Here is a 25,923-nt window from a genome sequence, read left to right as displayed (position 1 = left end):
ACTGGTTGACGGAGGAGTCCATATATGAATTGTTAGGCCGCAGGCTTTGGCTCGACAATTGCCCGAATTCTTGACGAGAGTTGTTCAAACAGCATGTGAATCTCTTGGTTGACGAAGTCATAGAAGGATTCCTGCTCGTCGCAAGCATTTTGAATGGCTGTTTGGGGTGCGGTTTGAACATTGTCCAACGTGTCTTGCGCACGCATAAAACGTCTGCTACGAAGGTCAAGATCATTGGCGATCTGTCTAATGTGCTCGCTTAGCTCGTCAGGCAGCCAGATTTTCTTTTTGTCGTAGACGGTAATGAACGATCGTGAGCTCTCAAAAAGAGCTTCACGCCCGGCGCGGGTATGGGAGACAGCAATAGCTGAATCTCTAAGAATGAGGCAAGCGTTGTAGATCTCATCAATGGCTAGAACCGCATTCTGTTGATAAGCAGAAAGTTGAATCTGATAGCGAAGATTGCCTTGTTCCAGCGAAGCTTTGATTTTCCCGGTTGCTTCAGCAATTTGGGTCTGTTGGGTGAGAATCTTGCCGAAGTTCGCCTCTATTTCTTTGAGTTCACCCGACTTACGCAGCCTAGCGCCAAAGTAGCTGGCAAGTGTAGCTAAAGCAATCAAGAGTCCGGCGGCAATTAGCTCAGCCCGAGTTCTCGTTTGTATTGCTTCGAGCACTTGTAGGAGCGGGTCAGGTTGCATTGCATGGTCTCCTGCGGCCTAACACCTGAGTTAAGCTGCGCCGCGAAGGGGCGTCGGCTTGAATGAATTGTTAGGGCGCACTTTTGCTATGCGGCTTGAAAGTATTCTGATCTAAGACAACGTTTTGGCTATCCGAGATACAGATACTCTTGGATGATCTGTCAACGTAGAAGGTGTGGTCGCCTAATGTTTGATAGTACGTCCAGCCGTGGGCGGGTGACTCACCACAAACTTCTGTTCTTGGCGTGAGCGTTCTAATCTGATAGGTCACTATTGTGTTTGCGGATAGTATTTTTTTGCCTGCTAAGTGACCGTAGGTCAAAGCAACAGCAAGTTGTGCGAACGCTACCGCGAGTAGCGGGAAAAATAGCTGCTCGGGTTCTCGCATGAATCTGCGCATTACGCCTAATGAACCCATTGCCAAGATGCCAGTGATGGCAAGAAGAGAGTCTTCTGCGCCCCTAGTCGTATTGGTGTTTGTGAGATAAAGCGATTGAATGATGCCGCCAAGATAAAAGAGCAGATGGGCGGCAACAATTGACCAAAGATACTTTTTGTCTTTAGGCAGGTCGCTCTTGTCGAATGGAATCACAGCCAACATGATGAGAAACGGCGCAAAGACTGTGATCAGGCTGGAGAGTGGGGCTGTCAGAACCTGTTGTACGGTCAAGTACGGGAAGGGATCGAAGCCAATCGGAGTCCAGTAAGCGTACAAATACGCACCGCTCAACAATACTGCGTAGCCGTATAGGAATAGTGGCACGCTAATTGGGTAGCGATCGAATTTCGACATTTGGGTGCGCCCTAACACCTGAGTTAAGCCGCGCCGCGAAGCGGCTTCGGCTTGAATGAATTGTTAGCCGTCAACCGCGATCTTCCTGAAGATCTCTTTTGCATGATGTTCACTGATTTTTCCTGTTGAGACCCAGCTCACTATCTGCTCTTCTCCGAATTTTCGCTCGGACGACTGAATTGAGCGAGCGATGTCTTTGAGCACGTCTTGGTTGAACGCGTCGGCCTTCGAAAGCCATTCAATAACATCGTGGGAAAGTGCGCCGGCATGCGCAGACTTGTACTTGTCTGCTGCAAGTTGCAGCGAGCCATTGGCATTAGTTGCTTTTGAGTACAGATGCCAATTCTGGGCCCGGACGAGCCTTTCGAGCTTTCGCTTCTCGGACCCCTGCCAAATGGCGTACCCGAGGCTAGCGACACCAATCAGAACACCAGCGAGGCCAAGAACGTCGGATAGCAAGACAGTCTCCTTTGACGGCTAACACCTGAGTTAAGCCGCGCCGCGAAGCGATCTCGGCTGAATGGCGAAACGAAGCCTTTTCCCATCGGCTGGCGATCCACAAGTCGAAGTCAGCACCCGTCTGGCTTTCGACCTTGCGATCGTCCCGCATCAACAATGTCCCCCTGAGGCGGTTGACGATAGAGACGTGGGGCAAGTTTAAGGGGTTGATCTCGCTCCAAGCTCGGATAATTCCTCACCAGCAAGACGCCGCCTCAGAGCTTCCTTCGACATCTTGGGTTCGGCTGACAGCGTCAGTTCCTGGCCGTCTAGGGAACGGTAGAGCGGATCCTCCACTCTTGCGGCGACGTAGACGACCAAGTCCGGTCCTATCGCCAGCAAGCCCGCATCGAACAACGCGTGGATATCCTTCCGCAGCAGCAGCCCGTTGCTCAGCGTGTTGGTCGATGCCCCGTTGTAGGGGACAATGTGGGCAGCGTCAATGACGACCGCTTGGGCGGTCCCTGTCACCATGCATACCGCTCCATAGTGAGCCACTAAGCGCTTGCGGAACTCTGATTGGCCCTCGCGGATGACCCGGAGCACTTGCTCCACACGTTTGCCCTCAGCCACTATGGCTTCCCCCGTTAGGGGATACGGCTCCGAAACCACCAATCGCCCACTATCTTCAAGCACACCTCGGAGGGCTTGGATGGCCTCGTATCCAAGAAACTCTCCAACTGGATGCAGGTGCGCGTCAATTCCGGACCGATGGCGGATGTGGGACAGCAGCAGTGCCGCGTCTTCAAGGTACGTGAGCTTTTCTCGGCGCATGCTCCACAGCTGATTCAGCTCGTCCAGGCTCCAAGTCCTCAACGCTACCCGGACCTCACCGCTGCTCATCCGTCGGGCGAGGTTGCCCTTCGCCAGATTTTGCCGGACAAGGTATTCCTGAAATTCAGGGGGGTCGATAAGTTCGTTGTCGTCAATTGCGAACAAGGTTCGATAGGTCTGCTTGACGGCTTGGGCCTTCTGCTCGTTGCGTCGGCGCTGCTTCTCGGCTCGCCACTTGGCGATTCTTTCCTTCTCGCTTTCCATTGCCCTGTGGTGATTAAAGATGGGTGCAGAACCCATGGTAGCGGTTCACGGACAATTGGAGTGACCGTGCATGCTTCGCTGACGGGCTTCCAGCCATATGACAGCAGTTCGTCGACCTGTAGGTCAGTCCGCACCCGACAGTCCGCATTCGATGTCCACTTTGGGTCGGAAGCTGCTCATCCCTACCCCTGATCAATCCATCTGATCTCCTTGCACACCAGCTCTCGGCGTACCCAGTTACCCGAGCCGGTGTTTGTTGATCAAGTGTGCTCGAACGCGACGCAGCACTTGCGCAAGTTCAAGGCCTGCTAAGTCGGGAAGCTGGCCCGCACCTCAGCATCATTTCCGGCAGCCAGAGCCTTGATTATGCAGTCGTACCGATAGGCCTCCCGATCAAAGTACTCAAGTGGACCACTCAACGTAGGTACCGAGCGCAGCGCGGCTAGGACGCCATGCAAGGCCGTCTTGAGGTAGTACTCTAAGTTCGAACAGAGTAATAGATGGTTTGCTCCACGCCCTGCGCTGTGGACGATGTCACAGCGGGTCCGCCAGAGGCGCTGAATCTGCCAGCGTACCCGCTGATCATGCTTACGCAGCCGTTCGAGCATTGTGGCGGGCGTGGCGACTTCACTCAGGAACTGCTGGACTTGGATCTGCAGGAATGGCTCAGCGGCCAAACCGGCATGAATGGCGGCCTGCTGAGTCGGGTCCTTGAACACGTCCCATAGCTGGCCCAGGGTCAAAGCGCGCAGATTCAGTGGTTGGCAGTTGGCATCGACCAAGCCGATGCCAAAGTCCGTAAGAAGGTTGCGTACGACGATGAGGAGCTTGGGGGCGTAGCTCAGGCCAATGACGGGCGCCAAGCTCGATTCCACCGATTTCCCAATGCCGCTGCCTGCCTGACCGCCCCGCACAAGGTATTCCAGCGCGGTCCACCAATGTACCAACTTGGTCTCAATGGTGTCCTGATCGCGCCCCTGGCGGTAAAGGCGAAATGCAGAGGTAATCCGATCTCGACCCTCATCGCTGAAGCGGGAACCGCCGATAAGTTCGTTCACACTGGCGACAAAATCTGCCGCATCGTTACCATTGAGCGCCAACGTGGGATTGGGCACAACTCTAGGCAAGTAGTAGACCCGGCCTCCTTGCTCGGGCCGCGACAGATCCAGGACCGCAAACTGGCCTGGGATCTGCAACCTAGCCTGTTCGTATTCGAACCGAAGCAGGTTGATGACGTTTGCGAGCTGATCGTAGGCCTGTAACCCCGCCGCCCTACGGTCGGCGGCTGAGAGCCCCCGAATGGTAACGAAACGACGCTTGGGCAAAGGTGTGAGGTAGCTGGTCTTGGCATGCCTAACGTGCAGGGCAAACGGCGGTGTGTCGGAAATAGCCAGATGCCCTAGCGCTGCCGGGATTTCTTCAGGCTTGGTGATCTGATCCAGCGCGAAGGTTACGTCGAATATCTGACTAGGTTGCGTCAACAGCAAGCGTGTTAGCCCAAGCTTACGATCGAAGCGGTACACCCGGTCTGGCTTGCGCGGAACGAGTACCTCGGCGTAGATGCGATAAAGTGACTCAAGCGAAAAATTGCGGTCAAGCAACGTGCTTAGAAGCGCCGCTGTGATTCCGTGCACTACCGTCAGATCCGGCGCATGGCCTTGATCGGGTTGGGTGATCAGAAGATCCTCGAGTTGGCTGAAAGCAATCGGGATGTATTGCTGGTCCAAGAGCGGCTGAAGTTCATTGACGGTGTAAGCGAGCATCCGTTCATCAGGGCCCCTGGCACTGACCAGCTTGAGCTTGTCACCGTTCAGCAAGGCGTTCAGACGTGCCATGACCGGAGGAAACGGCCCGACGGTGAGGACACGATCGGCCGCGAGTAATTGCTGCGCCTCATCCAAGATCATGGCCTTGTCCTCGGGCTTGGCTTCGGCGAAGGTCAGGGCGCGCTGGATCTCGCGCAGCATGGTCCCGGGGTTCATGACTCGGACACGATAGGAATCCAGTGAGTACTCATGAACCAGGTTGAACCAGCAAGACAGGAAGTAGCGCTGGGCGTCGGTGGGTGCGGTAAGTGCCCCGAGGCGCTTGTCGATTCGCATGCATTCAGTCCGGTGAGGGGTGGCTTGACATTCGGCGCAGCCTGCTCGTTATACTAGACGCCTGACCTTCGGGTCATCCGAAAACTAAAGGGGAAAGGAGCGCGGGCCTGGGCTTGCTCCCGCCGCGAATTCCGCCCCACTTCTTCGACGGCCCGCTTTCGCGGGCCGTTTTTCGTGGTCATCCCAACTGAGCGTAGAGATGCGCTCGGCCGATCCGGCAGACTCTTTGGGTTCGAGATTGCCGGGTCGTCTAATGCGCGGTGCACGAACCCTTGCAGAGCTACGCGCAACGTCGGCTGTTCGATCCGCAGGGCATCCAGACGCCCGAATGGTAGTCTCCCCATTGGGACTGGCCCAGGCCGGGGGTGGTTTTGGCCTGCGAACCCGCGACCTGTGGAAGCTCGGCCAGTTGTACCTTGATGGCGGGCGCTACGGTGGCAAGCAACTCATTCCAGCCGAGTGGGTCCAACGCTCGATCAACGCACAGGCGATGGCGCGTGAGGACGCGGACTACGGTTGCCTGTGGTGGCTGATGAAGATTTCGTATGGCGATGCGACCATCACGGTGCCTACGATGGCCGGCACCGGCGGAAACGCGGTGTTCCTGCTGCCGAAAATGCACGCCGTGGTCGTGATCACTACCACCAACTACAACGAACGGCAGCCGCACATGCTGACGTTCAAGCTGCTGACCCACGACCTCTTGCCGGCGCTGTAGAGCCTTGCGCGAGCATCGAGGAGGCAACGTCTGCTTTGGGTCGAAAGCTGACTACTGCACTCGCCTGGTATCGCTGCATTCATTCCACGTTTACATGCGGATGTATAATCGGGTGCATGGCTCTGCGTGCGCTCCTGATGCGGTTGTTCCTGGTCGTTGCGCTTTTGGCCAACGGTCCGGGCGTCGCGGGCGCGTCCATGCATCTGGAGCACCTGCGCAACTCCGGCGATCTGTCTGACGTGGCTGCGGTGCAGGCAGCAGCAGAGGCAATAACCGCCTGCCACGGGGCCGAAGCGACCGCTCCAGCGGCCGTGGATCACGGCCCCCCGCAGGCTACGAATGAGGCCGGCGACGCATCGCCAGCGGATGACTGCTGCCGGGCGGGCGATTGCTGCGCATGCATGCACCATTGCTCAGCGGCACTTGCCTGGTCGATGCTTGCCGACCTCAGCACCGGCTACCGGCAGACCGCCGAACCTTTCCTGTCCGGGCACGCATCCGCGGCCCGGGCCAACCTCCTGCGACCTCCGATCGGCTAAGTGTCGCGGCGCGCCGTCATCGGCGCCGCTGGATCTGTCCGTGAGTTCCGCACTGACAGAGTAATGCTCGCTTCGCGAGCCTTCGACCTTTTCCCGGAGTTTCCATGTCTTCCGATTCTTTCGGCCGTGCCGAGGGGCTGTCTGTCCCGTCGCGCCGCCTCTTTGTTCAGGGACTAGCCGCCGGCGGCGCCGTTGCGGCACTCGGCCTCTGGCCCCGTTCGAGCTGGGCCGTCCAGGCCGAGGGCGTACCCAACGTGCTCTCGGGCACCGACTTCGACCTGACCATCGGCGAGACGCCGATGAACTTCACCGGCGCCACGCGCACCGCGATCACGGTCAACGGATCCATTCCGGCACCGCTGCTGCGCTGGCGCGAAGGCACCACCGTCAACCTGCGGGTCCGCAATGCCCTGCCCGCCGGCTCCATCCATGGCAGCCAGGCGTCGATCCACTGGCACGGGATCCTGCTGCCGGCCAACATGGACGGCGTGCCCGGGCTCAGCTTCAACGGCATCAACCGCGGCGAGACGTATCAATACCGCTTCGACGTCGTGCAGGGCGGCACCTACTGGTACCACAGCCATTCCGGCTTCCAGGAGCAGGCCGGCCTCTACGGGCCGCTGATCATCGAGCCGCTGGAACCCGAACCGTTCGCATATGACCGCGATTACGTGGTCATGCTCAGCGACTGGACCGATCTTGATGCGAAGCGCCTGTTCGCCCGGCTCAAGAAGCGCTCGGATTTCGACAACTTTTCCAAGCGGACGGTTGGCGATTTCTTCCACGACGTGGAGCAGAACGGCCTGGCCGCTACCGTCGAAGACCGCAAGATGTGGGGCCAGATGCGGATGACGCCGACCGACCTGTCGGACGTCAACGCCAACACCTATACCTACCTCATGAACGGCACGACCTCGCTCGGCAACTGGACCGGGCTGTTTCGGTCGGGCGAGAAGGTGCGCCTGCGCTTCATCAACGGCTCCGCGATGACGTACTTCGACGTGCGTATTCCCGGCCTGAAGATGACCGTGGTCGCGGCCGATGGCCAGTACGTGCGTCCGGTGACCGTTGACGAGTTCCGCATCGCCACCGCCGAGACCTTCGACGTCATTGTCGAACCCACCGGGCAGGATGCATTCACCATCTTCGCCCAGGACAGCGGCCGCTCCGGCTACATCAGCGGCACCCTCGCGGCCAGGGAAGGCTTGCGCGCGCCGATTCCGAGCGTCGACCCAAAGCCGATCCTCAGCATGGACGACATGGGCCATGGCGGAATGGGTGGCGGCGGCCACGACATGTCGTCGATGGCCGGCGGTGCCATGGCCGGAATGGATCACAGCGGCCACGACATGTCGTCAATGTCCTCCAATGCGACAGCCGGCGGCAGCATGGCCGGCATGGACCACGGTGGCGGCGGGATGCAGGAACACCCTGTCACCGAAACCGGCAATCCCCTGGTCGACATGCAGACGATGGCGCCCGTGCCCAGGTTGGATGACCCGGGCATCGGCCTGCGCGACAACGGTCGCCGTGTGCTGACCTACGCCGATCTGCGCAGCACCTTCCGCGACCCCGACGGGCGCGAGCCCGGGCGCACGATCGAGCTGCACCTGACCGGACACATGGAGCGCTTCTCCTGGTCGTTCAACGGCGTGAAGTTCGCCGACGCACAGCCGCTGCGCCTGAACTACGGCGAGCGCCTGCGGATCGTGCTGGTCAACGACACGATGATGTCGCACCCGATCCATCTCCACGGCATGTGGAGCGACCTCGAGGACGAATCGGGCAACTTCATGGTGCGCAAGCACACCATCGACATGCCGCCCGGCACCCGGCGCAGCTACCGGGTGCGTGCCGATGCCCTTGGCCGTTGGGCCTACCACTGCCACCTGCTCTACCACATGGAAGCCGGCATGTTCCGCGAAGTGCGGGTGGAGGAATGAACGCCATGATCCGTTCCCACCGCCATTCTCTGGCCATCGGCCTGGCCTCTGCACTATCACTCGCAGCCGGCATCGCGCCGGTGTGGGCGCAGCAGGCGGACCATGCGGCGCACCAGCCGCCAGCGAAACCCGCTGCAAGCCAGCCGCCGGCCAAGCCTGTGGACCCGCATGCCGGCCACCAGCCGAGCCCGCCCGCCAGGAGTTCCGAGGACGAGGGGGCGATGGACCACGCCAACATGGGCCACGGCGCCATGAAGCAAGGGGCCGCAGTCATGGCTGGCGATGATCACTCCAAGATGGACCACTCGTCGATGGTTCATCAGCCTGCTGCCAGCCAGGATCTTCCAGCCACGGCCGAGCCGCGCGAGCCCATCCCGGTCGTTACACCGGCAGATCGGGCCGCCGCGTTCCAACCACTCGACGCCCACGTGATGCACGGCGAATCGATCAACTCGTACTGGTCGCTTGACCGGCTTGAAGCGTGGGACGCGGATGAGCGCGGCACCGGCATGTTCTGGGAAGCGCAAGGCTGGGTCGGCTCCGACTTGAACCGGCTCTGGCTCCGCAGCGAGGGCGAGCGTGCAGGCGGCTCTACCGAATCGGCGGATGTGGAAGTCCTGTACGGCCGCGCGATCGCCCCCTGGTGGGACGCCGTCGCCGGCATTCGCCATGACTTCGGCTTTGGCGGCGCCCTGTCGCGCACCTATGCCGCGCTCGGCGTCATCGGCCTTGCCCCGTACAAGTTTGAAATCAAGGCGACCGCCTATCTCGGGCAGTCCGGCCAGGTCGGACTCGGCGCGGAAGCCGAATACGAAACGCTGTTCACCAACCGCCTGATCGGCCAGTGGCTGGTCGAGGGCGAAGCATGGAGCAAGGACGATCCGGCGGTTGGCATCGGCAGCGGACTGAGCAAGGTCGAAGCCGGTTTCCGCCTGCGCTACGAGTTCCATCGCCGGTTTGCGCCCTACCTCGGCGTGGTCTGGGAACGCGCTTATGGCCGAACCGCGGATCAGCGTCGCGCGCAGTCCGGGGACATCGACGACACCCGGATCGTGGCGGGCGTTCGTATCTGGTTCTGACAGGCAAACGCACATTGAAACCCGACACCCGAACCACGCCTGACTGTGACGGCTGGCAAGCACACAACCATCGATCTACTGGAGTCTCTGCATGAACGCAATGACAACTTCCATCACCCTCGCCCTGGCGCTCGCCATCGTGCCGCCAGCGATGGCAAAGGCGACGCAGTCCCATGCACAACATCACCCCGTCGCCGCGGCCAGCGCGGACGTGGATGTTCCTACCGACGCAACAGCCGCGGTCGCGGTGGCCGAACGCTTCCACGGCGCGCTGTCCAGCGGTGACATGGCCACGGTCGAAGCGCTGCTCGCAGCCGACGTCCTCATCCTGGAATCCGGAGGCGCCGAGCGCAGCCGCGAGGAATACATGGGCCACCACGCCGTCAGCGATGCGGCATTCCTCAAGGGCGCGCATCGCCAGCTGCTCCGCCAGCGTGCACGGGTCGCGGGCGAGTTCGCTTGGGTCGGCACCGAAAGCGAGCTGCACGCCAAGAAGGACGGCAAGCCACTGACCGTCCAGAGCACCGAGACGATGGTGCTGCAACAGACCGCGGACGGCTGGCGCATCGTCCACATCCATTGGTCCTCGCGAACCAAACGCTGAGCGGGGACTCCGAAATGAAGGCTTACAGATTGAACCGCCTGACCTGGGTTGCCTTTGCGGTGGCGGGCCTGGGTGCTTGCACCCAGGCGGCTACACCCACGCAATCCACCATCGCGCCCGCTGCACAGGTCGTCCAGGAAACAGCCGACGCGACTCCCGCTGCCCTGCCCCGCATGACCGTCCACAAGACCCCGACCTGCGGGTGCTGCGGCAGCTGGATCGACCACGTGAAAAAAGCAGGCTTCACCGTGGATGTGCATGACATGGACGACCTGGGTCCGGTCAAGGAGCGCCTGGGTGTTCCCTATGCCAAGGGCTCCTGCCATACGGCCGAGGTCGGCGGATACCTCATCGAGGGCCATATCCCGGCCGAGGACATCAAGCGCCTGCTTGCAGAGAAGCCGGACGCACGCGGCCTAGTCCTGCCGGGAATGCCGCTCGGTTCGCCCGGCATGGAGGTGCCGGACGGGCGCCAGCAGCCGTACACGGTCGAACTGGTCCGGCACGACGGAACCACTGAGCCGTTCTCACAGCACTGAACAGCCACCAAGCAATGCCGCCGAACGGAGGCATTGCACCACCTTCGCAACGAGGATCATCGATATGAACTTGTCAAACGTTTTTCGCTCCATGGCGCTCGTCTTCGCGATCGCAGCGGGCCAGTTCTCGCTGCAAGTTGCCCACGCCCACGCCGCGCTGCAGCAGTCCACGCCGGCGGCAAATGCGGTGGTGGCCTCGCCGAGCCAGATTGATCTGGTATTCAACGAAACGCTGATTCCGCGGGCCTCGCGCCTCAAGTTGCTCATGAAGCACGGCAGCTCCACCATGCCGGTCGAGAATTTCACGACCGAGATCGTCAACAACGGCAAGACGCTGCGTGCCAAGCTGCCCAAGCCACTGGCTGCGGGTGCCTATCGCGTGGAATACCGCGCCGTTGGGGGCGACAACCACCCGATGACGGGCAGCTTCAGCTTCACTGTGCGCTGAGGATCCCGACATGTTCGACCCGGCGGCGTACGTGTTGCGGTTCCTCGAGTATCTGGTCCTGATGGTCCTGTTCGGGGTGCCATTGTTCGGATGGTACGGTTCGCATCGAACCGCCATCGCCGACGCCTTGAGCGATTGGCCGCTCAGGGGAGTTCTGTTGCTGGGTGCCGCCGTCGGTCTCATGCTCACCGGGACCGACGTCGTGGTCAAGACCGCGAGCATCTTGGGGATGCCGGTTGCCGACGTCGATCGCGCATCGCTGGGCTGGTATTTGTTCGAGACGTCCGCAGGCCTGGCAGCGACAGCGAGGGGCGCATTGCTGGTCATCCTGATCGTCGTGCTCGGATGGCAGCGCCGCCGCGGAAAGGTGGAGTCCGCCTTTCCGCGGCTGGCAATGCTGGCGGGCGGCGCACTTGCTACGCTGGCATGGAACGGCCACGCCGCCGCCGGTGAAGGCGCGTCCGGTGCGCTGCGGCTTGCTGCGGGCCTGGTCCACCTTCTCGCGGCAGGCGGCTGGGTTGCCGCGGTACTGGTGTTCCTGGGCCTGCTCCTGCGCAGGGAGGCGGTCTCCGGCAGTGGGCACCTTCGAACGACGCATGATCTTCTGCACGGATTCTCGACGCTCGGCACGGTCTTCGTCGCTGCGCTCATCGTGTCCGGCATCACGCACTACGGTGATCTCACCGCATGGTCGTTGTCGACACTGCTCGAGAGCACGTACGGGAACCTGCTGCTGGTGAAGCTTGCCCTGTTCGGAGGCATGCTGGGTCTGGGTGCATTGCACCGCTGGACGCTGGTGCCGCGCCTGGGACGCGCCTTGGAAAGCGGCGATCCTGTGCAGGAGGTGCGCGCCCTGCGGCAGAGTGTCGCGGCTGAAGCAGCACTGGCCATCCTGATCCTGATCGTCGTTTCTGTGCTGGGAACGCTCAGCCCCGCGGCTGCCTGAGCGCGATGGCGCATAGTCTTGATGGTCCCTCCCCCGCCGAGCATCGGCACGAACTCCCCCGCCGTCTCTGTTCCTGACCAGAAATTGATCTGGATCAGTTGCACCGGATCAGACAAAGAGTAAGCTCCGACCATGATCCGCCTTCGCCATCGGAACTGGTTCAAGCGCACTGCCCTCCTCGCGATGGTGGCGTTGCTCTGGTCCCAGTTCGCACTGGCCGGTCATGGCGGCTGTCTGGATCTCAAGGCCACAACCGCCGCAGTCGCGGCCGACGCGGACACCCACCACGACCACGGTCACGGTTGTGGCGCCGAGCTTCCCTCGGCTGACGAGGCACTGTGTACCGCGCACTGCAGCGAAGGCGACCTCTCGGCAGACAGCGGACGCATCCCGCCGGTTCCGCCGCTGCTTGTCGGCGTGTGGTTCTCCTGGTTCGCGGTCGCGGAAGTCGCGGACGGTGGCCCCGGGGTTACGTCCACATGGGTCGATTCGCCACCCACGCCTGCCTGGCACCGACCCACCGCGCATCCCGCGGCCCTCCTGCTGATCTGATGCCCGAACGCTGACTGCGCCGCACGCCTGTGCGGTGCAGTGCTGTGCGTTCGTGCCGTGCGCGTCACGGCATGTGTTCCTGCCCCGGCCGAGCGACTGCGTCGCGTCGGCCCAAGGACACTGATATGGCATCTCCGTTCTACCTGTGGCAGGCCAGCCGCCTGCACTGCCACCCGCTGTCCTGCCAGCGGCCACCGCGGCGGCGCCTGCTCGCCTGCGTGCTCGCCGGCGCCTTGTGGGCGCTGGCGCTGCCGGTGACCGCAACCGAGCCCATCCCGGGACACAGTCTCGAGTCGATCCGGACCTGGGTGCTCGAACACAACCCCGAGCTTCGGGCCATGGGCTTGGAAACCCAGGCTGCCGAAGCGCGGATCCTGCCGGCGGGCGCCCTGCCCGACCCAATGGCCTCAGTGGGATTTCGCGGCCTCGATCCGGACAAACCCTGGCGCACCGTCGGTGCCGACCGTGAGGTCAACTACGCGCTGCGCCAGCGCTTCCCGCTCTGGGGCAAGCGCGACCTGATGCGGACTGCGGCCAGCCAGGACGCGGTCGCGATCGGGCTCGATCGCATCACCGCGGCGCGCGACCTGCTGTCCGACGCCGAGGCGGCCTACGCACGTTATTGGCATGCCGATCAAGCGGTAGCCGTGCTCGATCGCCGCATCGCCCTGCTCCGCCAGGTCGAAGAGATCGCGGGAGTGCGCTACGCCCTTGGCCGCGCGCCACAGCAGGATGCCATCCGCGCCCAGGTCGAGCAGACCAGCCTGCAGCGCGAGCGGATCGAACGCCTCGCCGCCAAGCAGGAGGCGGCCGCCACCTTGAACGCGGTGCTGGGGCGCCGTTCCGATGCACCGCTGGCGGCTCCCGACGAGGCGCCGCGCCTTGCCGTCCGCAGCGCTTCGCTTGCCGAGGCTCTGGACGCCGCCGACACGCACCCCGCGGTCCGTTCGCAGCAGGCCCGCGCCGAGGCCGCGCGCACGAATGTGGTGCTGCAGCGTCGCAACCGCTTTCCCGACATCACCGTCGGCGTGGGTGCGATGCAGCTGGGCAACGGCATCCAGAGTACCGAGCTGATGCTCGAGGTGGAGATCCCGTTCCAGCAGCGCGCCCGCCGCGAGCGCGAGCGCGAATCGCGCCTGCTCGAGGAAGCCGCGCTGGCCCGCAGGGACGCCACGCTGCGGGCCGTCGAGGAGCGAGGCGCTTCCGCCTGGTCGCAGTGGACCAGCGCCCGCGAACGCCGGCAACTGATCCAGAACACGCTGCTGCCGCAGGCCGACGCCACCTGGCAGTCGGCGCTGGCGAGCTACCAGGTCGGCGAAGTCGACTTCGGGACGCTGCTGGAAGCACTCAATGAATGGCAGGGCGCCGACCTCGCACGGGTCGATGCATTGCGTGACGAACTGTTGGGCGCCGCCGCCGTGCGCGCCATCGAAGGAGATATCCGATGACCCGTGTCCAGACCCTGTCGCTCGCCATCGGCGTCGCACTCGCCGCCCTCACCACAGGCTGGATGGCCGGCCGCGCGACCAACGATTCGCCGACCGCAGCTACATCCGCCGAGGCGCCTGCCGCGGAGCGCAAGGTGCTTTATTACCGAAATCCCATGGGGCTCCCCGACACCTCGCCGGTGCCGAAGAAGGATCCGATGGGCATGGACTACGTTCCGGTCTATGCCGACGACGCGCCGCCGGCGGCGCCGGGCACGGTGGTGCTGCCGCCGGACAAGGTGCAGGCGCTGGGCGTGCGCACGGAAGCGGTTACGCGCGGGGCACTGTCCGCCACCGTGCGCACCAGCGGCACGGTCGAGGTCGACGAGACCCGACAGTACGTCATTGCCCCGCGCTTCGAAGGCTGGGTGGAGCGGCTGTACGCGAACCAGACCGGCATGCGGGTCCGCGCCGGGCAGCCGCTGCTATCCGTCTACAGCCCGCAGTTGGCTGCGGCGCAGCAGGAATACAGGCTCGCTGACGAGACCGCCCGCAGGCTGGCCGGATCCGATCCCGCCAGCGCGGCATCGATGACCCGCCTACGCGATGCCGCCCGTACCCGCCTGCGCAACTGGGAAATCAGCAATGCGCAGATGGGCAAGAAGGCCCTGATCCTCACCGCGCCGGCAAATGCGGTGGTGATCGAAAAACCGGTGGTCCAGGGCGCCCGGTTCGAGGCGGGCGAGACCATCCTGCGCCTGGCCGACCTGTCGATGGTGTGGGTGGTCGCCAAGGTGCCGGCGGCGCAGGCCGCGGGCATAGCAATCGGCCAGCCCGCCCGCTTTGAAACCGTAGCCCTGCCAGGCCAAGTGGCCAAGGGCAAGGTCACCTTCGTGCAGCCCGTCATCGATGCAATGACGCGCACCGTGGACGTGCGCATCGCATTGCCCAATCCCAACGGCGACCTGCGGCCCGGGCTCTACGGGACGGTGCTGCTCGAGGCGCCGGGAACCGGCCCGGTGCTCACCGTTCCGCGTTCGGCCGTGCTGGACAGCGGCACGCGCCAGATGGTGCTGGTTGAGACCGGCGCGGGCCGTTTTGTACCGCGCGACGTGACCCTGGGTCGTCGCGGCGGCGAGCGCATCGAGATCCTCGACGGGTTGTCTGAAGGCGAACAGGTCGTGGTGTCCGCCAACTTCCTGATCGACGCCGAGAGCAACCTGCAGTCGGCACTCAAGGGGCTTGAGGGTCACGCAGGACACGGGTCGCCCTCCGGCACCAGTGAAGATCCGCAGCGCGAACAGTCAGGCGATGGCGCCGCCGACCCGCACGCCGGCCATGGTGCCGAGGCAGCGGATCCGCACGCCGGGCACAGCGAGGAGGCGGCTGACCCACATGCCGGCCATGCCATGCCTGCGGCGCCGGCGGATGCGCCGGCTCCCGCCAGCGCCCTTGACGCACCCGCCGGCCAAGACGGCCATGGCGGCCATGGCGGCCACGGGACGATGGGCGACCACGCCGCACCTACTTCCCCCACCGGGCACGAGGGGCACTGACATGCTTGGCCGTCTCATTGAATGGTCGGTACGCAACGTCTTCCTGGTGCTGGTGATGGCGCTGGCGATCGTCGCCGGTGGCATCTACGCGCTGACGAACACGCCGCTGGACGCCCAGCCGGACCTCTCGGACGTACAGGTGATCGTGTTCACCGAGTACCCAGGGCAGGCGCCCCAGGTGGTCGAGGATCAGGTCACCTATCCGCTGACCAGCGCCCTGCTCGCAGTTCCGAAATCGCGAGACGTCCGCGGCTTCTCGTTCTTCGGCGCCTCCTTCATCTACGTCATCTTCGAGGAAGGTACGGACCTGTACTGGGCGCGCTCGCGCGTGCTCGAAAACCTCAACGTCGCGTCGAAGAACCTGCCGCCCGGCGTGGCACCCGCACTCGGCCCTGACGCCACCGGCGTGGGTTGGGTCTATCAGTACGTCCTCAAGAGTGACCGCCACTCGCTGGACGAACTGCGCGCGATGCAGGACTGGTATCTGCGCTACCAGCTGACCACCGCGCCCGGGGTGGCCGAGGTCGCCAGCGTCGGTGGCTTCGTGCGCCAGTACTCGATCACCGTCGATCCGGTGCGGCTGCGCGCGTTCGACATCCCGATTTCGCGGGTGTCCGAGGTGATCGCCGCGAGCAACCGCGACGTTGGCGGCCGTGTGATCGAAATGGCCGAGACCGAGTACATGGTGCGGGGCCGTGGCTACCTGCGCGGCATCGAGGACATCGAGAACCTGGTGCTGCGCGCCGAAGGCGGCGCACCGGTGCTGATAGGCGATGTTGCCCGGGTCGAGCTTGTGCCCGATGAGCGCCGCGGGATCGCCGACCTGGACGGCAAAGGCGACGTGGTGGGCGGGATCGTGATTGCGCGATTCGGCGAGAACGCCCTGGCCGTGATCGGTGGGGTGAAGGACAAGATCGCCCAGCTTGCGCGCGGACTGCCGGAGGGCGTCAGCGTGCAGGCGGTCTACGACCGGTCCGATCTCATCGTGCGTGCGATCAAGACCCTGCGCACGACCCTGCTCGAGGAGAGCCTGATCGTCGCCCTGGTGTGCCTGATGTTCCTGTTCCATGCGCGCAGCGCGCTGGTGGCGATCGTCATGCTGCCGGTCGGCGTGTTGATCGCGGTGATCGCGATGCGTGTGCTGGGCATGAACTCCAACATCATGAGCTTGGGAGGCATCGCAATCTCGATCGGCGTGATGGTCGACGCGGCGATCGTGATGATCGAGAACGCGCACAAGCACATCGAGCGCTCCGATGGCTCTCGCAGCCGCACCCAGCTGATCATCGACGCCTGCCGCGAAGTCGGGCCGGCGCTGTTCTTCAGCCTGATGATCATCACCGTCTCGTTCCTGCCGGTGTTCGCGCTGGAGGCGCAGGAAGGCCGCCTGTTCAAGCCGCTCGCGTTCACCAAGACCTTCGCCATGGCCGGAGGCGCGCTGCTGTCGGTGACGCTGGTGCCGGTGCTCATGCTGCTGTTCGTGCGCGGCAAGATCGTGCCCGAGCACAAGAACCCGATGAACCGGTTCCTGGTCGCGGCTTATCGACCGGTGATCGACGTCGTGCTGCGGCACCGCATGGCCACGATCGTGCTCGCGCTGGTCGCCCTGTTCGCCAGCCTGTGGCCGGCATCGCGCGTAGGCAGCGAGTTCATGCCCACGCTCAACGAGGGCACGCTGCTGTACATGCCTGCGTCGCTGCCGGGCATGTCGGTGACCAAGGCCTCCGAGCTGCTGCAGCAGCAGGACCGGGTCATCAAGGGTTTCCCGGAAGTGGAATCGGTGTTCGGCAAGGCGGGGCGCGCCCTGACCGCCACCGATCCGGCGCCGCTGGAAATGTTCGAAACCGTCATCAACCTCAAGCCCGAGGACCAGTGGCGCGACGGCATGACCACCGACAAGCTCATTGCCGAGATGGACGCGGCGCTGAAGTTCCCGGGTGTCGCCAACTCCTGGACGATGCCGATCAAAGCCCGCACCGACATGCTGGCCACGGGCATCCGAACGCCCGTGGGCATCAAGATCTTCGGCAACAACCTGGACCAGCTGGAAGCCCTGGCCACCGAGATCGAAGCCGTGGTGCGGCAGGTGCCGGGGACGACCAGCGCCTTCGCCGAACGCCTGACCGGTGCCTACTACCTCGACATCACCCCAGACCTGGCCAGCCTGGCTCAATACGGAGTGACCCTGGGCGAGGTGCAGGACGTGGTGGCGGCCGCGCTGGGTGGCGAGATGGTCACCACCATCCTGCAGGGCCGCGAGCGTTTCAGCGCGATCGTGCGCTATCCGCGCGAACTGCGCGACGACCCGCAGCGCATCGGGACCCAGGTGCTGGTGCCGGTGCCCGGCGGTGCGCAGGTGCCGCTCGGCGAGTTGGCGAAGATCGAGGTTAGGAAAGGGGCGCCCAGCATCCGCACCGAGAACGCCATGCTGGCCGCATACATCTATGTCGATACCCGCGAAAGCGACCTCGGCCGCTACGTGAAGGCGGCGCAGGAAGCGGTCACTCGACAGGTGCAGTTCCCATCGGGCTACTACGTGACCTGGAGCGGTCAATACGAGTACATGCAGCGCGCCGCCGAAAAAATGCGGGTCGTCATTCCGGTGACGCTGGCGCTGATTTTCCTGCTGCTGTACCTCAACTTCCGCCGCGTCACCGAGTCGCTGATCGTGATGCTGTCGGTGCCGTTCGCCCTGGTCGGCGGTATCTGGCTGATGTGGCTGCTCGACTACAACACCAGCGTCGCGGTTATCGTGGGCTTCATTGCATTGGCCGGCGTCGCCGCGGAAACCGGCGTGGTGATGCTGATCTACCTCGACCACGCACTGGAGGTGCGCGCCGCGCAGCGGCAGGCCGAAGGCCGCCCGCTGGATGCACGGGACCTGCGCGAAGCGATCATTGAAGGCGCGGTCGACCGCGTGCGCCCGAAGATGATGACCGTGGTCGCGATCATGGCCGGCCTGCTGCCGATCATGTGGAGCAGCGGCACCGGCTCCGAGGTCATGCGCCGCATCGCCGCACCGATGGTGGGCGGGATGGTCTCGTCGACCATCCTGACGTTGGCGGTGATTCCGGCGCTGTACTCGCTGATCAAGCAGCGGCAACTGGCCAGGAAGCCGCCGGCACCTGCCGCACTGCCCGTGGACGGGCCGTGATGCCCACTTTCCACGCACCTGATCCAGGGCGGTCCGCGCACGCGCGGAGCCGTTCTTCCGGTCGTCTGCGGCGCGGCCGGAGGAATGTGATCCATCGCCGCTTCCCGAGGGGATCGTCATGACTGCCAAACCTACACAAAACGCGACCGGGTCCCGACGTTGGGTCTTCTGGATGTTCTTGGTGCTGGCCTTGTTCTATCTCGGCTTCGAGCACCGCGCCCACCTTGCGGGAACGCTCCGCTGGTTGCCGCTGGCCATCCTGCTGCTGTGCCCGTTCATGCACATGTTCATGCACAAAGGACATGGCGGGCATGGAGGTCACGGGCGCGGCGGCAATGCCGACGACACACCCAATGGCAGCCCCGACACCCGTGGCAAGCCTGCAATGACCGATGAAAGGTCCGACACCTCACACAGAGGACACTGACATGCATGCATCTGAAGATGGCTATGGCCTCTGGCTCCTTGCGGCCGTCAACGCCGCGTTCTTCATCTTCTTCGCCTGGAGCTTCTACAAGCCGTTGACCCGGTGGGACTGGCGGGGGTTCGGAATGTTCTCCGCCTTCATCGTGGCGCTGTTTGCGGAAATGTATGGCTTCCCGCTGACGCTCTACGTTCTGGGCGGCTGGCTCAGCGCCAACTATCCGCAGGTCAATTGGCTCAGTCACGACGCGGGCCACCTGTTCGAGATGTGGTTCGGCTGGCGCGCCAACCCGCATTTTGGTCCATTCCACGTCGCGAGCCTCTTCCTGATCGGCGGTGGCTTCTGGCTGCTGTCGGCTTCCTGGCCCGTGCTGTATCGGGCACAGCGCGAGGGCCGGATAACTCGAGAGGGCGTGTATGCCCGCATGCGCCACCCGCAGTACGTCGCCTTCGTGCTGGTGTTGACTGGCTTCCTGCTGCAGTGGCCCACGCTGCTCACACTCGCCAGCTATCCGGTGCTCGTGTGGGCCTATGCCCGCCTCGCGCGCCGTGAGGAAAAAGACTGCCTGAGCCGTTTCGGCAATGATTACGTCAGCTACATGCAGGAGATCCCCGCCTTCATTCCGCGACGTCGGCGCGCCCCCGCCCCATCGGCGGGAGGAACCCGGTGACCCAGGTTGAGGAACTGCCTGAAAAGCGTTTGGCCGTTCCAGTTATCGACCTGCATGTCTCTTCCGTTCTGGCTCTTGTCCCCGATCGTCGTTTCCATTCAAGCCCCATCCAAGGAGTCCGCTCAATGAATACGGTCACACCCGTTGCCTGTTCCGCAGCCCCACGTACGAATCCCTACCGCTGGTTCGCCGCGCTGGCGATGGCTGGCGCACTCGCCTTCTCGTTCGCAGCGCCGGGTGTCGCGTCCGCGAACGAGGGCGGCTTCCGCCACAACGTCTTGATGCGCGGCCAAGTGCTGGAGAAAGAGGACCAAACGCTTGTCGTCTGCGTCGGACAGGCCGACGGCGCCCAGGTCGGACAGGTGTTGGAAGTGATCCGGCACAAGCGCCGTAATCGCGGTCCACGGGATGTCGGGCCACGTTATCGCCGGGAATCCGTCGGTCAGGTGCGCATCACCGGGCTGTTCGACGGTCACTACGCGGAGGCTGAGGTGATCGCCGGCAGCCCCAAGGTCAACGACACGGTGGAGCTGGTTCGCCCCTGACCGGGCGCGCAGTGACGAGGATCCGCGGCGGTCCGTCATGTCATTTGCAATCACTTCCTTCGCGAACAGGAGTCACGTCATGGCAACGTATTCCAGCCCCACCCTGCAGTTCCTCGGCGCCGCCGGCACCGTCACCGGCTCGCGCTATCTAGTCGAGGCCAACGGCCAGCGCGTGCTGGTCGACTGCGGCCTGTTCCAGGGCTACAAGCAATTGCGCGAGCGCAACTGGGCGCCGTTTCCGGTCGACCCTTCGACCATCGACGCGGTCGTCCTGACCCACGCCCACCTTGACCATTCGGGCTATCTGCCGGCGCTGGTCAAGCAGGGGTTCCGCGGCCGGATCCACTGCACCTACGGCAGCGTGGCCCTGTGCGGTCTGCTGCTGCCCGACAGCGGGCACCTGCTCGAAGAAGAGGCGAAATACGCCGCGCGCAAGGGCTATTCCAAGCACAAGGAACCACGGCCGCTGTACACCGAAGACGATGCTCACCGCAGCCTGAAGCAGCTCAAGGGGCATGACTACGAGCGCGATGTCGAGGTCGCACCGGGCATCACAGTCCGCTTCCATCCCGCCGGCCACATCCTGGGCGCTGCCCACGTCAGCGTGGACGCGCAGGGCCAGCGCCTGCATTTCAGTGGCGACCTCGGGCGGCAGCAGGAGTCGCTGATGAATCCGCCGACCCCCCTGCCCGCCTGTGACGTGCTGGTCTGCGAATCCACCTATGGCAATCGCGAACACGTTGCGATCGACCAAGAGGCGGAACTCGCGCCGATCATCCGCCGCGTGGCTGCCCGTGGCGGTGTGATCGTCATCCCGGCGTTCGCTGTCGGTCGCGCCCAGACACTTATGTTGCATATCGCCCGGCTGCGCGAGCGCGGAGAGATCCCTCGGATACCGGTCTACCTCAACAGTCCGATGGCGGCCAACGCCACCGGCCTCTACCACGCTCACCATTCCGAGCATCGCGTGTCTCAAGAGGACTGCCAGCGGATGTTTGAGGTCGCCACCTTCGTCAACACTGTGGATGAGTCCAAGGCGCTCAACCGCCAGCGCGGGCCGATGATCATCATCTCGGCCAGTGGCATGATCACCGGCGGGCGCGTGCTGCACCACGTCGAGGCGTTCGGCCAGGATGACCGCAACGCGATCTTGCTGGCGGGCTACCAAGCCGGTGGAACACGCGGTGCCGCGCTGGCGGCGGGAAAGCGAACATTGCGCATGTTCGGCCGCGAGGTTTCCATTCGCGCCGAGGTAGTGCAGCTGGAAGGCTTCTCCGGCCACGCCGATGCGGGCGAGCTGCTGGACTGGATGCGCACCGCACCGTCTGCGCCGCGCGTCGTTTACCTCACCCACGGCGAGCCCGATGCAGCCGACACGTTGCGCGGGCGCGTGCAACGCGAACTGGGCTGGCGCGCGCGCGTGCCGGAGCACCTGGACCGCGTTGCACTGGATTCCCCGGAGACCCCATGAACCTGCACCCCAACTGCTGCACCGCCGACCAGCTGTCAGCCGCCGAGCGCCAGCGGATCCTTGAACTGGCCGATGCCCACCGGCAGGCTGATCGCGCGTTCGCACATTGGGCAGCCGGCTACGGCGTGATCCGGCATGACCCGCTCACCCAGCTGCGGGTCCGCCAGATGGTGGACGAACTGGTGGCCCTGGGCCGCACGCCCAATACCGGCACTGCTTGGCAGCGGCTCGCCGCGGCCGATCGCGTCGCCAGTGCCGGCATGTGGCTGGTGGCGCACATGACCTACAGCCAGCGGGTCCGTACCGACGGCACGGTCCTTGAGGCCGACGATTTCAAGCTCACGCCTGAAGGCCACACCGGCGGGTCCCTCAACATGGTGCCCGCCTACGCCGGCTACCTCCTGATGGACGCCCTGGATGGTGTCACCCGCGCTTGGATGATGGGCCAAGGGCACTGCGTGGCCGCGATCGACGCGCTGAACGTGTTGGTTGGCAACATGACCGACAGGCACGCCGAACGCTATGACCGCTCCGACGCCGGACTGAGCCGGTTCGTCGGCGACTTCTACGCCTACACGCTCAATCCGGACGGGACGCCGGCGTCGCCGCTGGGCTCCCACGTCAATGCGCATACCGCCGGGGGCGTGATGGAAGGTGGCTATCTCGGCTTTGCCGAGCTTCAGTACGTGCATGCGCCGCTCAAGGATGAACGCCTGGTGGCGTTCCTCAGCGACGGTGCGTTCGAAGAACAGCGCGGCAGCGACTGGGCGCCGCGCTGGTGGCGTGCCGAAGACAGCGGGCTGGTCAGCCCGATCATCATCCTCAACGGGCGGCGTATCGAACAGCGCAGCCAGATCACCCAGCAAGGCGGCGAGCGCTGGTTGGACCGGCACCTGCGCTTGAACGGCTTTGATCCGATCGCGCTGGACGGGCGCGATCCGGCCAGCATCGCGTGGGGCATCCACGTGATGGAATCGCGCCTGCAAGCGGGCGCCGCCGTCCCCGATACCGACGTGCGGCTGCCCTATGGCATCGCCGAAACCGTGAAGGGCTTCGGCTTCCCCGGCGCCGGGACCAACGCCTCGCACAATCTTCCCCTGCCCGGAAATCCGGCGGTGGATGCAGAGGCGCGCACGCTCTTCAATGAGGGCGCTGCAGCTCTGTTCGTGACCTTCCCCGAACTCGAGGAAGCCGTCGCCGCACTCAACAGCCACGATGACCAGCAGCGGGTGCGCGAGCGCGACCATGCGCTGGCCGATCGCCAGGTGGAACCGCCCCGCGTGCCGGCGATCGCCGACCGCGGCGCCGGCGGCGAGAGCTCGCCGATGACCGCGCTGGACGAGCAGTTTGTCGCGATCGCCGAAGCGAACCCGGGCCTGCGCGTGCGCGTGGGCAATCCCGACGAGCTGCGCAGCAACAAGCTCGACCGCACCCTGGACGCGATGAAGCACCGGGTGCACGAGCCCGAACCCGGTGTCGCCGAATCGACCACCGGCGCGGTCATCACCGCGCTCAACGAGGAGGCCGTGGTCTGCGCGGCGCTCGGCAACAAGGGCGGGCTGAACCTGGTGGTCACCTACGAGGCGTTCGCGCCGAAGATGCTCGGCGCCGTGCGCCAGGAACTGATCTTTGCCCGCCATCAGAAGCAGGCCGGACGCCCGCCCGGCTGGCTGGGCGTGCCTCTGGTGCTGACTTCGCACACGTGGGAAAACTCGAAGAACGAGCAGTCGCACCAGGATCCGACCATGGCCGAGGCGCTCATGGGCGAGATGGCCGACATCTCGCGCGTGGTGTTTCCGCCCGATGCCAACGGCGCCGCCGCAGCCCTCACCCACGCCTACGCGCAACGCGGCACGGTCACCACCCTGGTCGTCCCCAAGCGGCCGGTGCCCCATGAGTTGACGCCACAGCAGGCCAAGGCGCTGGCCGAGATCGGAGCGACGTGCCTGGCCGGCGATCCGGCGACGGCGGCGATCCTGCTCGTAGCCACCGGCGCGTACCAGCTGCAGGAAGTGCGCCGCGCGCAGGCGCGTCTGGTCGAACGCGGTGTGTCGGCCGCGATCGTCTATCTCGCCGAGCCCGGCCGGTTCCGCGCGCCGCGCGATCCGGAGGAGGCACGGTACGTGCACTCCGACACCGCGGTTCAGGCGCTGTTCCCGGTGAGCAGGCCGCGCGTATTCGTCACCCACACCCGTCCGGAGCCCTTCCTCGGCGCGCTCCGCCGGCTCGACACCGGCCCGGCCACCACCGCGGCGCTGGGCTTCGTCAACCGCGGCGGCACGCTGGACGTGCCGGGCCTGCTGTTCGCCAACCGCAGCACCTGGGCACACGTGGTCGACGCGGCTGCGCACGTCCTCGGCCAGTCCCGTGGCAGCCTGCTGTCCGAAGCGGAGCTGGCGGCAGTGGATGGCCGCGGCGATCCGGCCACGATCCTGCGCCCTGCCACGGGGCCAGCGTCGTGAGTCGCCCGGCCAGGACCTCGCGCTGATGGCGGGTACAGTGCGGCGCGGAGGTCAGATTGCCTGGGCCGGACTGAAGCTCGGAGTCGCCGTGCTGCGCCTGCGCCGGCGCGCACCCGACCTGCTCCCCGCATACGTCAGCACCACCCTGGTGGGGTTGGGCACCACCTTCGTCAAGCTGGGCCAAGGCTTGAGTCTGCGCTGGGACCTGCTGCCGGCACCCTACCGCGAGGCGTTGTCGCGATTGCACAGCGATGTGCCCCCCTTCCCGGCGGAGGAGGCCATGCGTATCGTCGAACAGGCGTTTGGCGCGCCGGTCGGCGAACTTTTCGCCAGCTTCGATGACAAGCCCCTGGCCGCGGCTTCAGTGGCCCAGATCCATCCAGCGCGCATGCATGATGGTCGCGATGTGGTCGTCAAGATCACCCGCCCCGGGATCCATGCCCAGGTGCAGGCGGATCTGCTGCTCCTGCGGCGCACGATGCGCGTCGCCCAGTGGATCTGGCCGCCACTGAAACGCCACCGGCCGCTCGAACTGGTGGACGAACTAGGCGCATTCCTGCGTGACGAGATCGACATGCGTCACGAGGCGCAGAACATGCGGCGCATGGCCAAGGTGCTGGATGCCCTGCCCGGCATCACCCAGCCGCACGTCGTCGAGCCGTATGCCACCCGCAACGTGCTTGTGCAGGATCGAAGCCACGGGACCCGTCTGGAGGCCGCGTACGGCACAGCGGCCGCTCCCGCACTGGCAAGGGCGCTGCTCGGTGCCTACGTGCATCAGCTCTTCGGCGCCGGCGTCTTCCATGCCGACCCGCACCCGGGGAATCTGTTCTTCTTTGACGACGGTCGCCTGTGCCTGCATGACTTTGGCTCGATCGGCGTGCTCGACCCTGCATCCCGGCTCGCGCTCGGCGGCATGGTCGAGGCCATTGCGGCCGACGACGCCGAGGGCGTGCTGGATGCAGCGATCGCCATGGGCTTCTTCCCGCCGCAGGTCGACCGCCGCTCGCATGTGCGCGAGATCCACCTGATCCTGGCCGAGATGGCCAGCCGTCCGCTGGCGCAGTGGTCCATTGCCGAGGCAATCTGGCGCGTGGCACGCATTGGGCAGGGCGCTGGCTTCCGGCTTCCGGCCCACCTGCTGTCCCTGATCCGGACGCTGTTCCTGGTCGAGAACACGCTGCGGGCGCTGGATCCGGATCTGGACCTGCTGGGGACGCTGTCCGCGCAGGCGGCCGCGATCGCCGACATTGCCGAAGCCAGCCGCCCCAGCGGCAACAGGCCGCTTGCCATGCGGCTGGCCCGCACTGCGCGCCAACTGCCACAGATCGCCACCGACCTGTTGCGGCAGGCGCAACTGAGCGACGGACGACCCGCCTTCTCCGTACACCACCATGGCCTGAGTTCCACGCAGGAGGCAATCGCGCGCACGGGCAACCGGCTGGCGTTGGCCCTGGTCACCTTGGGCCTGTACGTAAGCGGTGCGCTGTTGAGCCTGCATTCCGACGGCCCGCAAGTGTTCGGTCACCTGCCTGTCATGGCGGTGCTGGCCTTCACTGCAGCGGGCCTGCTATCCCTGCGGCTGGTAATGGCCATCGCCAGATCGGGGCACCTGTGACCAGCCGGAGCAACGAACATCGGGAATGGCCGATTTCCCGACAGTCTGTAACAAAACCCCTGATCTATCTCCCCGCTGACGCCCAGTGCATCAGTGCAT

At 64.5% G+C, this 25,923-nt stretch carries 23 protein-coding genes; 18 read left to right on the top strand and 5 right to left on the bottom strand.

The annotated features are described in order from the left end of the window. Window positions 1-32 precede the first annotated feature (32 nt). The 5 genes from ACK4SG_RS12420 to ACK4SG_RS12400 form a co-directional block, all read right to left on the bottom strand. On the bottom strand, window positions 33-698 hold the full coding sequence (locus ACK4SG_RS12420) for a hypothetical protein (protein WP_409602167.1): 666 nt from the start codon (window positions 696-698) through the stop codon (window positions 33-35). A gap of 70 nt (window positions 699-768) precedes the next feature. After that, complete coding sequence (locus ACK4SG_RS12415) at window positions 769-1,491, bottom strand: hypothetical protein (RefSeq protein ID WP_409602166.1); 723 nt, start codon at window positions 1,489-1,491, stop codon at window positions 769-771. Window positions 1,492-1,554: 63 nt separating this feature from the next. After that, on the bottom strand, window positions 1,555-1,950 hold the full coding sequence (locus ACK4SG_RS12410; RefSeq protein ID WP_409602164.1) for a hypothetical protein: 396 nt from the start codon (window positions 1,948-1,950) through the stop codon (window positions 1,555-1,557). Between the two features lie 198 nt (window positions 1,951-2,148). Next, window positions 2,149-3,063: an HNH endonuclease gene (locus tag ACK4SG_RS12405; RefSeq protein ID WP_409602162.1), complete on the bottom strand. Its 915-nt coding sequence runs from the start codon at window positions 3,061-3,063 to the stop codon at window positions 2,149-2,151. 272 nt (window positions 3,064-3,335) lie between these two features. Next, window positions 3,336-5,129, bottom strand: coding sequence for a hypothetical protein (locus ACK4SG_RS12400; RefSeq protein WP_409602160.1), 1,794 nt, complete (start codon window positions 5,127-5,129; stop codon window positions 3,336-3,338). A 328-nt stretch (window positions 5,130-5,457) separates the two neighbouring features. Between ACK4SG_RS12400 and ACK4SG_RS12395 the strand changes: the two genes are divergently transcribed. The 18 genes from ACK4SG_RS12395 to ACK4SG_RS12310 all read left to right on the top strand — a co-directional run bounded on the left by ACK4SG_RS12395 (window position 5,458) and on the right by ACK4SG_RS12310 (window position 25,824). Continuing rightward, window positions 5,458-5,847 (top strand): hypothetical protein, encoded by a 390-nt coding sequence (locus tag ACK4SG_RS12395; RefSeq protein WP_409602158.1) that lies wholly within the window; start codon window positions 5,458-5,460, stop codon window positions 5,845-5,847. Window positions 5,848-5,963: 116 nt separating this feature from the next. After that, complete coding sequence (locus tag ACK4SG_RS12390) at window positions 5,964-6,386, top strand: CopL family metal-binding regulatory protein (protein ID WP_171033570.1); 423 nt, start codon at window positions 5,964-5,966, stop codon at window positions 6,384-6,386. Window positions 6,387-6,490: 104 nt separating this feature from the next. Further along, entirely contained in the window at window positions 6,491-8,329 is a 1,839-nt protein-coding gene (locus ACK4SG_RS12385) for a copper resistance system multicopper oxidase (RefSeq protein ID WP_028840176.1), read from the top strand. A gap of 5 nt (window positions 8,330-8,334) precedes the next feature. Further along, on the top strand, window positions 8,335-9,408 hold the full coding sequence (locus tag ACK4SG_RS12380; RefSeq protein ID WP_171033569.1) for a copper resistance protein B: 1,074 nt from the start codon (window positions 8,335-8,337) through the stop codon (window positions 9,406-9,408). Window positions 9,409-9,499: 91 nt separating this feature from the next. Continuing rightward, entirely contained in the window at window positions 9,500-10,012 is a 513-nt protein-coding gene (locus tag ACK4SG_RS12375) for a nuclear transport factor 2 family protein (RefSeq protein ID WP_028840177.1), read from the top strand. A 173-nt stretch (window positions 10,013-10,185) separates the two neighbouring features. Then, complete coding sequence (locus tag ACK4SG_RS12370; protein WP_028840178.1) at window positions 10,186-10,551, top strand: DUF411 domain-containing protein; 366 nt, start codon at window positions 10,186-10,188, stop codon at window positions 10,549-10,551. 91 nt (window positions 10,552-10,642) lie between these two features. Continuing rightward, window positions 10,643-10,999 carry a copper homeostasis periplasmic binding protein CopC gene (copC, locus tag ACK4SG_RS12365; protein WP_246037245.1) on the top strand — a complete coding sequence of 119 codons (357 nt, stop codon included), beginning with the start codon at window positions 10,643-10,645 and terminating at the stop codon, window positions 10,997-10,999. 10 nt (window positions 11,000-11,009) lie between these two features. Beyond that, on the top strand, window positions 11,010-11,945 hold the full coding sequence (gene copD, locus ACK4SG_RS12360; protein ID WP_028840180.1) for a copper homeostasis membrane protein CopD: 936 nt from the start codon (window positions 11,010-11,012) through the stop codon (window positions 11,943-11,945). 132 nt (window positions 11,946-12,077) lie between these two features. After that, on the top strand, window positions 12,078-12,497 hold the full coding sequence (locus ACK4SG_RS12355) for a hypothetical protein (RefSeq protein WP_028840181.1): 420 nt from the start codon (window positions 12,078-12,080) through the stop codon (window positions 12,495-12,497). Window positions 12,498-12,622: 125 nt separating this feature from the next. Continuing rightward, window positions 12,623-13,945, top strand: a complete 1,323-nt coding sequence (locus ACK4SG_RS12350; protein WP_246037244.1) for a TolC family protein — start codon at window positions 12,623-12,625, stop codon at window positions 13,943-13,945. Continuing rightward, window positions 13,942-15,480: an efflux RND transporter periplasmic adaptor subunit gene (locus ACK4SG_RS12345; protein ID WP_409602153.1), complete on the top strand. Its 1,539-nt coding sequence runs from the start codon at window positions 13,942-13,944 to the stop codon at window positions 15,478-15,480. The genes ACK4SG_RS12350 and ACK4SG_RS12345 overlap by 4 nt, the downstream gene beginning before the upstream one ends. Window position 15,481: 1 nt before the next feature. After that, complete coding sequence (locus ACK4SG_RS12340) at window positions 15,482-18,634, top strand: efflux RND transporter permease subunit (RefSeq protein ID WP_409602151.1); 3,153 nt, start codon at window positions 15,482-15,484, stop codon at window positions 18,632-18,634. A gap of 118 nt (window positions 18,635-18,752) precedes the next feature. Next, a complete protein-coding gene (locus ACK4SG_RS12335; protein WP_114958838.1) occupies window positions 18,753-19,061 on the top strand; it encodes a DUF2933 domain-containing protein in 309 nt (102 codons plus the stop codon). 1 nt (window position 19,062) lies between these two features. Continuing rightward, on the top strand, window positions 19,063-19,728 hold the full coding sequence (locus ACK4SG_RS12330; RefSeq protein WP_190280998.1) for a methyltransferase family protein: 666 nt from the start codon (window positions 19,063-19,065) through the stop codon (window positions 19,726-19,728). Further along, window positions 19,725-20,273 carry a hypothetical protein gene (locus ACK4SG_RS12325; RefSeq protein ID WP_190280997.1) on the top strand — a complete coding sequence of 183 codons (549 nt, stop codon included), beginning with the start codon at window positions 19,725-19,727 and terminating at the stop codon, window positions 20,271-20,273. Before ACK4SG_RS12330 ends, ACK4SG_RS12325 begins: the two co-directional genes overlap by 4 nt. Window positions 20,274-20,352: 79 nt before the next feature. Then, window positions 20,353-21,744, top strand: coding sequence for an MBL fold metallo-hydrolase RNA specificity domain-containing protein (locus ACK4SG_RS12320; RefSeq protein WP_114958835.1), 1,392 nt, complete (start codon window positions 20,353-20,355; stop codon window positions 21,742-21,744). After that, window positions 21,741-24,206, top strand: coding sequence for a xylulose 5-phosphate 3-epimerase (locus ACK4SG_RS12315; RefSeq protein WP_223809478.1), 2,466 nt, complete (start codon window positions 21,741-21,743; stop codon window positions 24,204-24,206). Before ACK4SG_RS12320 ends, ACK4SG_RS12315 begins: the two co-directional genes overlap by 4 nt. Beyond that, window positions 24,151-25,824, top strand: a complete 1,674-nt coding sequence (locus ACK4SG_RS12310) for an ABC1 kinase family protein (RefSeq protein ID WP_259303852.1) — start codon at window positions 24,151-24,153, stop codon at window positions 25,822-25,824. Before ACK4SG_RS12315 ends, ACK4SG_RS12310 begins: the two co-directional genes overlap by 56 nt. The last annotated feature ends 99 nt before the right edge of the window (window positions 25,825-25,923 follow it).

This window comes from Thermomonas sp. (assembly GCF_046293095.1).
GTDB lineage: Bacteria > Pseudomonadota > Gammaproteobacteria > Xanthomonadales > Xanthomonadaceae > Thermomonas.
The sequence above is the reverse complement of the archived record's forward strand: the minus strand, read 5'-3'. Positions and strand labels throughout refer to the sequence as shown.

Bases quoted from the DNA above. Each gene is read 5' to 3' on its own strand.
- ACK4SG_RS12420 (WP_409602167.1), bottom strand. From the start codon at position 698: ATGCAACCTGACCCGCTCCTACAAGTGCTCGAAGCAATACAAACGAGA.
- ACK4SG_RS12415 (WP_409602166.1), bottom strand. From the start codon at position 1,491: ATGTCGAAATTCGATCGCTACCCAATTAGCGTGCCACTATTCCTATAC.
- ACK4SG_RS12405 (WP_409602162.1), bottom strand. From the start codon at position 3,063: ATGGGTTCTGCACCCATCTTTAATCACCACAGGGCAATGGAAAGCGAG.
- ACK4SG_RS12400 (WP_409602160.1), bottom strand. From the start codon at position 5,129: ATGCGAATCGACAAGCGCCTCGGGGCACTTACCGCACCCACCGACGCC.
- ACK4SG_RS12395 (WP_409602158.1), top strand. From the start codon at position 5,458: ATGGTAGTCTCCCCATTGGGACTGGCCCAGGCCGGGGGTGGTTTTGGC.
- ACK4SG_RS12390 (WP_171033570.1), top strand. From the start codon at position 5,964: ATGGCTCTGCGTGCGCTCCTGATGCGGTTGTTCCTGGTCGTTGCGCTT.
- ACK4SG_RS12385 (WP_028840176.1), top strand. From the start codon at position 6,491: ATGTCTTCCGATTCTTTCGGCCGTGCCGAGGGGCTGTCTGTCCCGTCG.
- ACK4SG_RS12380 (WP_171033569.1), top strand. From the start codon at position 8,335: ATGATCCGTTCCCACCGCCATTCTCTGGCCATCGGCCTGGCCTCTGCA.
- ACK4SG_RS12375 (WP_028840177.1), top strand. From the start codon at position 9,500: ATGAACGCAATGACAACTTCCATCACCCTCGCCCTGGCGCTCGCCATC.
- ACK4SG_RS12370 (WP_028840178.1), top strand. From the start codon at position 10,186: ATGACCGTCCACAAGACCCCGACCTGCGGGTGCTGCGGCAGCTGGATC.
- copC (WP_246037245.1), top strand. From the start codon at position 10,643: ATGGCGCTCGTCTTCGCGATCGCAGCGGGCCAGTTCTCGCTGCAAGTT.
- copD (WP_028840180.1), top strand. From the start codon at position 11,010: ATGTTCGACCCGGCGGCGTACGTGTTGCGGTTCCTCGAGTATCTGGTC.
- ACK4SG_RS12355 (WP_028840181.1), top strand. From the start codon at position 12,078: ATGATCCGCCTTCGCCATCGGAACTGGTTCAAGCGCACTGCCCTCCTC.
- ACK4SG_RS12350 (WP_246037244.1), top strand. From the start codon at position 12,623: ATGGCATCTCCGTTCTACCTGTGGCAGGCCAGCCGCCTGCACTGCCAC.
- ACK4SG_RS12345 (WP_409602153.1), top strand. From the start codon at position 13,942: ATGACCCGTGTCCAGACCCTGTCGCTCGCCATCGGCGTCGCACTCGCC.
- ACK4SG_RS12340 (WP_409602151.1), top strand. From the start codon at position 15,482: ATGCTTGGCCGTCTCATTGAATGGTCGGTACGCAACGTCTTCCTGGTG.
- ACK4SG_RS12335 (WP_114958838.1), top strand. From the start codon at position 18,753: ATGACTGCCAAACCTACACAAAACGCGACCGGGTCCCGACGTTGGGTC.
- ACK4SG_RS12330 (WP_190280998.1), top strand. From the start codon at position 19,063: ATGCATGCATCTGAAGATGGCTATGGCCTCTGGCTCCTTGCGGCCGTC.
- ACK4SG_RS12320 (WP_114958835.1), top strand. From the start codon at position 20,353: ATGGCAACGTATTCCAGCCCCACCCTGCAGTTCCTCGGCGCCGCCGGC.
- ACK4SG_RS12315 (WP_223809478.1), top strand. From the start codon at position 21,741: ATGAACCTGCACCCCAACTGCTGCACCGCCGACCAGCTGTCAGCCGCC.
- ACK4SG_RS12310 (WP_259303852.1), top strand. From the start codon at position 24,151: ATGGCCGCGGCGATCCGGCCACGATCCTGCGCCCTGCCACGGGGCCAG.